Origin of the sequence: Thiomonas sp. SCN 64-16, from assembly GCF_001725585.1 — a bacterium.
Lineage (GTDB): Bacteria > Pseudomonadota > Gammaproteobacteria > Burkholderiales > Burkholderiaceae_C > Thiomonas > Thiomonas arsenitoxydans.
This window is the reverse complement of the sequence record NZ_MEGQ01000082.1, coordinates 1-6,988: the sequence shown is the minus strand read 5'-3', so window position 1 is coordinate 6,988 and position 6,988 is coordinate 1. Positions and strand designations below refer to the sequence as shown.

Here is a 6,988-nt window from a genome sequence, read left to right as displayed (position 1 = left end):
ATTGACTAGCCACTCCTGGAGCTTGCCGCTCGACGGATACTTGAATCGCAAACACACGTGATTCGCGAGGTCACGGGCATTGCCAAGCGCCCCATATTGAACAAAGTAGGCGGGCGATGCGCACACGATGAACCGATAGGGGCAGAGAGGTTTCGCCGTAAGGGTGGAGTCGGACAAAGGGCCACTGCGGATCACAGCGTCGAAGCCCTCGTTGATCACATCTACCAGGCGGTCGCTGAAATCGAATTCCAGGTCAATTTCGGGGTATGCATGGCGAAATTGTGGGATGACGGGTAAGAGAAGGCGGTAACCAATGGTGGGCAAACTGATCTTCAGCCTGCCGCGCGGTGTCCCTTTTGCCTTCGAAAGCTCTGCCTCGGCGTCCTCGATCTCTTGCAGTGCACTGCGGCAACGCACGAAAAACGTCATGCCCTCGTCGGTCAAGCTGATCTGACGTGTGGTGCGATGGAAAAGCCTGACACCCAAATGCTTTTCGAGGCGGGCGATGCTCTTGCCGACAGCGGAAGCGGAAAGCCCGAGATCGCGGCCTGCGGCAACGAAGCTCAGCGTTTCGGCAGCCCGCACGAAAGCGGCCAGCCCACTCAAATTGTCCATAGTGCAAATCGCGTAACGCGTCTTACCGGTATTGCGGAATTTTCATCCACATTGTTCGGATAGCAAGGCCATTTATCTCAGGACGCCCTCTGCCTAGCATCATCCTCAATGCGAAGTGTGGTACGCCTATTCGGGACCATGACCTTCACCAGCATTTGACTAGAGGATTTCTGTATGAGCATGGACGAATGTGGCACTTACAACGGAACGCAGAAGCTGTTGGTCCTGGGTGCCATTTGCCTTTCCGGACTCTCGATGCCCGTCAGCTTCACTGGCCCGGCAGTTGCATTGCCTGCTATCGCGCAAGGTTTGGGCGGAACCCCCATCGAACTTAGCTGGGTGACGAACGCGTTCATGCTAGCGTTCGGTAGCAGTCTCATGATTGGCGGCTCTCTCGCCGATCGCTATGGACGCAAGCGGCTGTTCATGCTCGGAACGATGGGATTCGCAATCTTGTCACTGATCGCGATGCACGCCACTAGCATGCTCTGGCTGGATACTTTACGGGCGCTGCAAGGAGTCGCCAGCGCCGCGGCGCTGTCGTCGGGCGCCGCGGCATTGGCCCAGGAGTTCGAAGGCAACGCGCGCACCCGTGCGTTCAGTCTGCTGGGGACCACGTTTGGCGTCGGCCTGGCCTGCGGCCCGGTCGTCGCCGGATTTTTGATTGAGCATTTCGGCTGGCGTTCTGTCTTCCTGAGTGTGACGGCGATCACGCTGCTCGCCTTCGCGTTAGGTGGATGGTGCATCCGCGAAACGCGCGACCCAGGTGCGACAGGATTCGATTGGCTGGGCGCGGCAACATTCACCGGTGCTTTGACGTTTTTCACCGTTGCGGTCCTGCTCGTGCCGGAAAACGGATGGTTGAGCGCACCCGTGCTGGCCCTGCTCGCAACATCCAGTCTGATCATGGCCACCTTCGTGATTGTCGAACGGCGATCCAAACGGCCGATGCTCGACTTGTCCCTGTTTCGCTACCCGCGTTTCATCGGCGTCCAGTTCCTGGCGGCAGCGCCTGCGTATGCCTACGTCGTCCTGCTGGTGCTTCTGCCTCAGCGCTTTATCGGGATTGAGGGGCTGGACGCGATGACAGCGGGGCAAATGATGTTCGCGCTGTCGGCACCGATGCTTGTCATTCCCTTCCTTGCCGGGATGCTGACTCGGTGGCTTTCGCCTGGTCTCATCTCCGGCGTCGGGCTTCTGCTGTGCGCCTGCGGCAATGTGTGGCTGGCCCAGTGTCCTCCTGGGCAACTGCCGGATCAGACCATCTTGGCCATGATCCTCATTGGCATCGGCGTGAGCCTGCCGTGGGGCTTGATGGACGGTCTTGCAGTCAGCGTCGTACCCAAGGAGCGGGCGGGCATGGCGACCGGCATCTTCAACACAACGCGCGTTGCCGGAGAGGGCATTGCGCTTGCCATCGTGACGGCGCTGCTCGGTGGGATGGTCCAAGCGAACTTGGCAAGCACCGAACCTGCCAGCGTGAGCAGTGCCACTTTGTGCGCTGCGGCCAATCGCCTGGCGATGGGCGACATGTCCCGCGCGCTGCAGTTGCTGCCAAACGCGACGCATATCGGGCTCATGCACAGTTACGCAGACGCATTTCATCTCCTGCTCTACGTGCTGGCCGCCATCAGCTTGCTTTCTGCTGCGATGGTCTTCGGGTTCCTGGGCCACTCCAAACCCACATATGTCGAACTCAGTGAACTCCGTGGCGAGAGTGCCGGGTTGTAGGGATAGCCGTCATTTGGTAACTGCGGACTGACGGTTGCGCCGCAATCTGCGACCATCGTTGTAAAACAGTACCAATCACGACAGATAGTGCCTTTCGCGTCATGAACTTGGCTTGCAGAAGCTGCAAGGCAATCAGCCGTTCACTTTGGGCGAGTACCCTCTCGCATAAAGAAAAAGGTGAGGACGGCGCCCGCCAGAAAGACGGCGGCGATCATCGCCAACGCCAGACCGGCTTTCAGGGTGGCGCCCTGCAGCAATGCGCCGAGGACGGCGATGCCCATGGCGCCGCCGCTCTGGCGTGCAGCGTTCAATACTCCGGATCCCACGCCGACGAGTTCTGGAGGCAGGCTCGAGAGGGCTGCTGCGACGATCAGGGGTAGCGTGCCGCCGCCCATGCCGATGAGCAATCCACCGACGCTCATGCTCGAGGACGTAAAGCCGAAGGTGGCCAAGATCGCTGCGCCGAGCACCCCGGCCAACATCCCCAGGGCGGCTAGCAAGCGAGCACCGATGGCGTTGACGATCCAGCCCGAGGCCGTGGCGAACACGGCGGTCGATAGAGTCATCGGGATCAGCAGGACGCCCACCGACAGCGGCGAGTAGCCCTGCGCCTGCAGCGCCACGGGCAGGACGAACAGCGCACCGTAATACGAGAGGTTGTAGAGAAACGCCGCGCCCACCGACGCGGAGAAGGTCCGAGACCGGAACAGGCTGAGTGGCAGCATCGGCTCCTGCCGACGATGTTCGACCGCAATAAACAGCAGGCTTGCGGCCACGCCGATGGCCAGCGCGCCGACGATGGCTGGCGACGTCCAGCCGTATTGACGGGCCTCAATGGTCGAGAAGGTGATGGTGAACAGAGCCACGACCGCAAGAAGCTGACCAGCAGGGTCAAAGGCGCGCCGATGGGTCGCTGGCTTACCGGCGGAGATGGCGGCGATGGAGAGGACCACCAGGCAGACCGGAATGTTCACGAAGAAGATGGAACGCCAGCCGAGGGTCTGGACCAGGAACCCACCGATCAGCGGCCCCGCCACCAACGCGGTCGCCGAGATTCCGCTCCAAATGGCCACCGCCCGCGCCCGCTGATTGGCCTGCGGAAAGGCATTCGTCAGTAAAGCCATGGAACTGGGCAGGATCGCCGCGGCGCCAAGGCCTTGCACCGCGCGGGCGGCGATCAGCTCGGCCACGCTATGGGCCAGGCCGCAGGCTGCCGACGCCAGGGTGAAAAACGTCAGGGCGCCCAGGAACACCGGGCGCGCGCCCCACCGGTCGCTGGAGGCGCCGGCCGTGAGGAGCAGGCTGGCGAAGACCAGCGTATAGGCACTGGCGACCCACTGCAACGCGGATAGGGGCAGGCCAAACATGTCCCCGATGCTCGGCAAGGCCACGTTGACCGCCGTCACATCCAACGTCACCATGAACGAACTGATGCCGACGGCAGTAAGAACGAATGCTGGCGACTGCATCCCACCGATGCGCTTCGGTGCAGCGAGGGTGGATTTGACTTCGATGGACATGACCAGCACCAAGTGGGGGCGATGAGTCCATTTTGCTCAGCGATGTCGCAGAAGTAAAATTAGACTTGCAGATTCATTGCATAAGTTGAGCTACTGACCATGATGAACCTCATGCACTGGCGACTGCTCATCGCGATCGCAGAGTCGGGCGGCATTTCCAAGGCGGCGGCGAATTTCGGTGTGACCCAATCGGGCGCGAGCCAGGCGATCGCACGGCTGGAAGAGTTGCTCGGGGTGCCGCTGCTGGTTCGAGACCGCAGGCACACGGTGCCGACAGCCGTTGGCGAACAGGTCATCGCCCGGGCACGCAAGATGCTGGCCGAGCTCGACGCGATCCAGGCCCTGGCCGACGAAGCGAAGGGCTTGCATCGGGGACGGATCAAGCTGGCGAGTTTCCCGTCCGTGTTTGTCGCCCTGCTGCCGCCGTTGCTGCGTACTTTCCGCCGACTGCACCCAGGCATCAAGGTGGTTGCCTTGGAAGCCAGCGACGACGAGGTCGAGGCCTGGCTCACCAACAACACCATCGACCTGGGCGTCGTCATGAATCCCTCACCCGAACGCAACGCCGTGCCGCTGGGGCATGACGAATGGGTGGCGGTTGTCCCGGTGCGGCATCCTCTGGCTTTGCGTAGTCCTCATGGCAGTGTGAATCTCGGCGAACTGGTTGAGGAGCCTTTTGTGCTGGCCACAGGAGGATGCGTGATTCATGGGAAAAGTCTGGCGGAGTCCGCAGGCTTGTCGCTGGCCGACCAGCGGGTCACGGTTCAGGACTGGGCGAGTGCGTTTGCCTTGGTCCGTGAAGGGGTCGGCGTCACCCTCGTGCCGAGTCTGACCCTGCCTGAGAATCAAAAGGGACTGCGCGTGCTTCCATTGCAGACACCGATTTATCGTCACTTCGGTTTGGTTTGTTCCGAAGTCGGAAGAGCATCGCATGCCGTGAGCGCTTTTTTGGATGTTGTTCGCGCGACCGAGCGGCCCAGTCGCTGAAGGAAATGCCAGACAAGGCATGCAGCAAATGTACGTTGCACACGCCTTGATCGCGTTGGCACTTGATCTGCGAGAGACTTGGTGAACGCAGGCCGGGATCTCTTCGGTCTCGATGAAGCACCTGACGTTGTGTTGGAAATCAACAAACTCGGTATATGGGTTGGCTGGAATTGATCCGCTGCGCTCCTGACCGCGCATGCGGGTCTCCTCGACGGCCGCGACGCAACCACCCACCACCAGTACCTTGACAAGATGCGTCTCGTTGCGGCTCGGCCCGGCCGACCCCGAGCCTTCGCCCCTTCTCGCCCACCACGGCCACCTCCACTTGCAGCTACACCGCCTGCAAGATGCCACCGCCAGCAACCGCAGAGCAACCGGACGGCCGAATCGATGGCCTGCCTAGGCCGCGTATCGACGCAGCTTCTGGGCCGTCTGTTCGCGCTGCACGCGGGCACCACGCCGCTGCACTATCTGCAGCGCATTGGCCCGACTTCCGCCGCTGCGGCGTCGGCCGGGTTCACCTCCGACGTGCAGTTACGGCATGCCTGGGCCCGGCTTGGCACCACGGGCGCGAGTCCTTCGCGTCTGCGCAGCTTGGCAGAAAAAGTTCACACAGCAGACTGGCGTGGATCCGTTTACGCGTCGCGTAGTTGAAGTGCCCGTGTTGACGATGGGAATGGGCAGCATGACCCGCCCAGACGGCGGGGCAAAAAAAGGGGGAACCATGAAAACCCATGGCTCAACCAGTTGCCTCCGGCGGCACCTGCGCACCGCTAAAAAAGAGAGACAATGGCCAAATAGTCAAGCAAACCCGCTTGGCCTCAGACCAGCTCGTTCTGACTCAAACCAACGGGCCTCCGCGAAACTGAACTGACCCCCAGAAGTTGGACGGTGACGATCCCGCCGGTTAGGCGGTGCTTCTCAGCCGATATTGGACCGGGCTGAGTCCCTGCAACCCGAGCTTGATGCGTTTGTGGTTGTAGTAGTTGACGTAATCATGCACGCCCGCTTCGAGCGCATCTAGGCTGTTGGGCGCTGCAAGACGGAAATACTCGGCCTTCAGGGTGCCAAAGAAGCTTTCCATCGCAGCATTGTCAAAGCAGTTGCCCTTGCGGCTCATGCTTTGCGTGACGCCGTGAGCCGTGAGCATCGTTCGATAGGGCTGCATCTTGTAGTGCCAACCTTGGTCCGAGTGCACGATCAGCTCGGCGCCGCTATCAGTCCGTGAGAGAGCCGACCCGAGCGTGCTGGACACCAGCTCGAAGACGGGACGCTTTGCCATGCGGTGCGCGATGATCTCGCCGTTGTAGAGATCCATGCAGGCCGACAGATAGAGCTTATGGCCGTGCACATTGAACTCGGTAATGTCGGTCACCCACTTCTGGTTCGGCGCGGTCGCGCGGAAGTCGCGCTGCAGAACATTCGGCACGTGCGCATCGCTCACGCCTGGGACATGTCGGGAGCGCTTCTTCGCCCGGATCAGCGCGCGCAGCCCCATCTTTTGCATCAAGCGCTGCACGCACTTGTGGTTGACGGGTTCCGCCATTGAACTGCACAGAACTGCAGTGATACGCCGGTACCCGTAGCGGCCTTTGTGCTCGTCATAAATGGTGCGGATTCTGATCTCCATGGCGCTGTGCCGGTCGGAACGCTGAGCCGCTTGGCACTGGTAGTAGAACGTGCTGCGTGCCAGACCCGCCGCGTTGAGTAGGTCCGTCAATTTATGGTGATGCCTCAACCCGGCAATCAGGCGCGCTTTGTCGGCGCAGCTGATCTCTTCGACCGAATCAAGGCTTGCAATTTTTTTAGGTACGCGACCTCCGCGCGCAGTCGCTCGTTCTCCTCACGCAGGGCCTGAGCCGAATCAGTGACGACCATGTTCGACGGCGCTGGGCTGCGTCGTTCTGGCTTCATGTTGGGACGCCCTTGTTTCTTGCACACGAGAGCGTCCACACCGCCTTGATCGAGATTTCGTCGCCAGACGACAACTTGGTTGGGGTTGCGGATGTCATAGATCGCCGCGACCTGGCGGCTCGAAAGCTGTTCGCGGTCCTGATGAGACAGCACTTGCAGTTTGAATTGCACACTGTACGCGCTGCGTTTGGGGCGTAACCCATCGATGCCATGCAGCCGAT

7 protein-coding genes are annotated in these 6,988 nt (G+C 61.0%); 3 read left to right on the top strand and 4 right to left on the bottom strand.

Annotated features, from left to right (window positions below; translation table 11 throughout):
* Positions 1 to 615 (bottom strand): LysR family transcriptional regulator (locus ABT24_RS15185; protein ID WP_286738219.1); only part of this gene is annotated, 615 nt, incomplete at its 3' end.
* A 174-nt stretch (positions 616 to 789) separates the two neighbouring features.
* Between ABT24_RS15185 and ABT24_RS15180 the strand changes: the two genes are divergently transcribed.
* The gene (locus ABT24_RS15180) at positions 790 to 2,346 is read left to right on the top strand and encodes an MFS transporter (protein ID WP_013123581.1); all 1,557 of its coding nucleotides are present in this window, start codon (positions 790 to 792) and stop codon (positions 2,344 to 2,346) included.
* A 140-nt stretch (positions 2,347 to 2,486) separates the two neighbouring features.
* On the opposite strand, the gene ABT24_RS15175 is transcribed toward ABT24_RS15180, so the two are convergent.
* Entirely contained in the window at positions 2,487 to 3,866 is a 1,380-nt protein-coding gene (locus ABT24_RS15175) for a DHA2 family efflux MFS transporter permease subunit (protein WP_141202340.1), read from the bottom strand.
* A 102-nt stretch (positions 3,867 to 3,968) separates the two neighbouring features.
* On the opposite strand from ABT24_RS15175, the gene ABT24_RS15170 reads away from it, so the two are divergent.
* Together ABT24_RS15170 and ABT24_RS15165 are read left to right on the top strand one after the other, a co-directional pair.
* Positions 3,969 to 4,853 (top strand): LysR family transcriptional regulator, encoded by an 885-nt coding sequence (locus ABT24_RS15170; RefSeq protein WP_353743860.1) that lies wholly within the window; start codon positions 3,969 to 3,971, stop codon positions 4,851 to 4,853.
* Positions 4,854 to 5,243: 390 nt separating this feature from the next.
* Positions 5,244 to 5,507, top strand: a complete 264-nt coding sequence (locus tag ABT24_RS15165; protein ID WP_041608434.1) for a helix-turn-helix domain-containing protein — start codon at positions 5,244 to 5,246, stop codon at positions 5,505 to 5,507.
* Positions 5,508 to 5,760: 253 nt separating this feature from the next.
* Here ABT24_RS15165 and ABT24_RS15160 read toward each other — a convergent pair whose 3' ends face one another.
* Together ABT24_RS15160 and ABT24_RS15155 are read right to left on the bottom strand one after the other, a co-directional pair.
* The gene (locus ABT24_RS15160; protein WP_286738216.1) at positions 5,761 to 6,573 is read right to left on the bottom strand and encodes an IS3 family transposase; all 813 of its coding nucleotides are present in this window, start codon (positions 6,571 to 6,573) and stop codon (positions 5,761 to 5,763) included.
* 26 nt (positions 6,574 to 6,599) lie between these two features.
* Positions 6,600 to 6,988, bottom strand: a 389-nt coding sequence (locus tag ABT24_RS15155; protein ID WP_502689018.1) for a transposase, incomplete at its 5' end; no start/stop codon positions are given.